Annotated in this window: 3 protein-coding genes; 1 reads left to right on the top strand and 2 read right to left on the bottom strand. The window is 57.4% G+C overall.

Features of this window, described 5'->3' with window-relative positions; translation table 11 throughout:
- Positions 1-353 precede the first annotated feature (353 nt).
- Positions 354-533, top strand: a complete 180-nt coding sequence (locus tag PQR53_RS38695; RefSeq protein WP_408465845.1) for a hypothetical protein — start codon at positions 354-356, stop codon at positions 531-533.
- A gap of 447 nt (positions 534-980) precedes the next feature.
- Here the strand turns inward: PQR53_RS38695 and PQR53_RS38690 are convergent, their stop codons facing one another.
- Positions 981-2,117, bottom strand: coding sequence for a porin (locus PQR53_RS38690; protein WP_408420125.1), 1,137 nt, complete (start codon positions 2,115-2,117; stop codon positions 981-983).
- A gap of 131 nt (positions 2,118-2,248) precedes the next feature.
- On the bottom strand, positions 2,249-2,431 hold the full coding sequence (locus PQR53_RS38685; protein ID WP_408465843.1) for a hypothetical protein: 183 nt from the start codon (positions 2,429-2,431) through the stop codon (positions 2,249-2,251).
- Positions 2,432-2,791 lie beyond the last annotated feature (360 nt).

Genomic DNA, 2,791 nt, shown 5'->3' with positions numbered 1-2,791 from the left:
TGCTCGCGCCCGTAATTTGCACCACAGCCGCCCGAAGCTCTGTGCAGTGTCGCGAGCTTCGATCAGTCGTAAGCTCGGCGAGATACGGAATGCCCATTGTGGCCCGGTGTTTGTCTGGGATGCCAAACCAAGCTGTTAATGCGCCGAGAGCTTTTCGAACGGCAAACTTCCCGGCGACAAGCGTGTATCGCCTCAACGACCGCGTTGACCACAAAGACAGAGGGCATCAGTTGCAACAGAACTCAACAAACTTGCGGCGCTCCGACGGGCACGAGACTGGTAGAAATCACCTACCCTTCAATAAGGCACGCCCCGGGGCAACGATTTTATACCGGCCGCAACGGGAGGAGGCTATGAGAATTCTTGTTATGTTGGCATGTGTAATGCTGTCTTCGAGCGCATTCGCGAACTGCATCACTAACGCGCGCGGCATGACCGAATGCAACAACGGACAGACGGCCGGCGGCTATAGCCCGAACACGGGTAGCGTCACGAGGGCTGCCGCGATCATCTATCGGGGCAAGCCAGACTGACCGCGAGATCTGCTTGATGAAAGGATCGCTGCCCTCGCTGACCGGACGTGGGCGAAGGCGCCTTGGCTTACTCGTGCGAGATATGAGCTGGCCGGGCTCTCTTCGAAAGGTTCTTCGTCTGACCGTGGCGTGGCCGAATAATCCCTGTTGAAGGCAACGCGAGGCCATCGGACTCCCGACATGCTCATGGGGCAATTTGCGTAGCGGTCCGAGAACCGCAACACGCCGAAAACCGGCGTTCGCGGCAAGTGCGAATTCCGGTCGATCCGAACTTCTTCTAAATAGATCGTAGACGAATCGGCGTCTGCGGCATCTGGCAAGGAAGGACGGCGGTCAGCGCGATGCTGCGTGACGGCAAGGAAGAGGTGAAAAGTCGGCACATCACCCAGCATGCGCCGGCGAGGCGATCTACGCGTCACGTGAGCGCGCCAAGCGCACGCGCCTGCCCTAGAAGCGATGTCGCAACCCCGCCGTTACTTCGACCTGGTTACTGGTGGATGACGGCGCGCTAAGTCCGTTAATGAAAGCCACCCCGAGAACGGAGTTCTGGCTCGTACTGACACTCTGATAAACACCTTGCAGATAGACGTCAGTGCGTTTGGACAGGTTGTAATCGGCTCCCAGGTTAACCTGGTTCCAGTGTGGACTGCCACTGCCAGCATTACCACCCCCGCGCGAGTACGTGTATGCGCCAGCCAAAGTGAGGGCCGGAGTCAATGCATAACGTGCGTTGCCTTCAAAATTCTGGAAATGAGTGCCGAGCCCAGTCTGGAACACCTGCGTGAGGTTGGTCTGCGTGTACACGAAACCGACGACTGCCGGGCCGAACGCATAGTTCACACCGCCTCCCCACGTTTGTTGCCGGGCGGCGACCAGCGCCTGGCCATCCGTCACGGCTCCATTGGTATTGAAGCTGGGCGACAAGGGCGAAACCGCGCTGTTGTTAAGATGCAGGTACCCGGCGGCGAATTTCAGGGGGCCCCAGTTGTAGGAAGCGCCCACGCTGTACGCGCGGTTATTCGCGAATGCGCCTGCGTCATTCGAGAAACCGTACAGGCCTCCGAATTGGAACCCGGCGTAGTTCACGCTTTGATACTTGATCGAGTTGTTGATCGAGTAAGAGTTGTTGTTCAGATTGTCGTTGTTGAACGGGTGCGCGAAGTGAGTCCCGCCATATTGCGTGCCAGTCAGCGCGAGCGGCCCTACATAATCCACCATGCTGTCGTACTGCCGGCCTAGTGTGACAGTACCAAAGTCGACGCTCGACAGGCCGACGAAGGCCTGACGGCCAAACTCACGACCACCCTGCCCCAGCGTTCCATTGTTCACGTTAAAGCCGTTTTCCAACGTGAAGATTGCCTTGATGCCGCCACCGAGGTCTTCTGCTCCGCGCAAGCCCCAGCGGCTGCCATCCACCGAGCCGCTCGTTTGCTGCACGTTGCTGTGACCGCCGCTGCTTGTGAGCTGGCTGTTCGTGTAGGTAATGCCGACATCGATCAGGCCGTATAACGTGACGCTGCTTTGCGCGTGTGCGGTGCTTGCAACCACGCCCGACAATGCAACTGCGATAAGGGATTTTTTCATGACATAGCTCCAGTAAATAGCTGTGCAATTCATTCCCCGAAACTCATGCGCATATAGATTCGCACCCCAAATAATTTAGGAAATTCGTCTGTCCACCTGCTCACCGCTCAGTCATTCCAACATGAAGTCGATTATTGCCGCTTTGCAAATCCAATGAACAACTCAATGGGCAGCGTGTTGCCGACGGCCAACATGCCGTGCGATAAAAAAAACAGCTCGATGGTCAGCTTCGCTAGCTCAGGTGCATTCAAAAACGTGTCGGCCATAGCCGAAGCCGAACCAAAACTACGTCGCAGGCTGGTCGAGGCCGACATGCGAGCATTAGCGCACGGGTAAAGGTCAACGCATGATCCCGCTGCCTGGTGCAGCATATGAGACCAAAGTCCAATAGCGGACGTCTTACGCGAGGTCTACCCTGCATGCGAGGACGCCGAACGCGCTTAAAACGAGCCGTGCAGCTAGTTGGGACGCTCGCAGCTTCATGTTAAATACCGCGCTGCACATCGGACGTCGAGCCAATAGGTATGCGGGTGCCCCATCGCGGACATCTTCAACCGCAAACACCGGAGCTGGCTGCAACCAGCTCGATGCGCGGCGTCCGCCGTCACGCACGGGTAAGCAATCGTATGGATATCGCCACTATTACGGCTGTGGTGCAAATTACGGGCGCGAGC

Origin of the sequence: Paraburkholderia fungorum (assembly GCF_046027605.1) — a bacterium.
GTDB classification, from domain to species: domain Bacteria; phylum Pseudomonadota; class Gammaproteobacteria; order Burkholderiales; family Burkholderiaceae; genus Paraburkholderia; species Paraburkholderia fungorum_F.
Note: the sequence above shows the minus strand (reverse complement) of the source record. Positions and strands in the feature narration are given on the sequence as shown.

Excerpts from the sequence above, each read along its gene's own strand:
- PQR53_RS38695 (WP_408465845.1), top strand. The coding sequence starts at position 354 with ATGAGAATTCTTGTTATGTTGGCATGTGTAATGCTGTCTTCGAGCGCA.
- PQR53_RS38690 (WP_408420125.1), bottom strand. The coding sequence starts at position 2,117 with ATGAAAAAATCCCTTATCGCAGTTGCATTGTCGGGCGTGGTTGCAAGC.
- PQR53_RS38685 (WP_408465843.1), bottom strand. The coding sequence starts at position 2,431 with ATGTCGGCCTCGACCAGCCTGCGACGTAGTTTTGGTTCGGCTTCGGCT.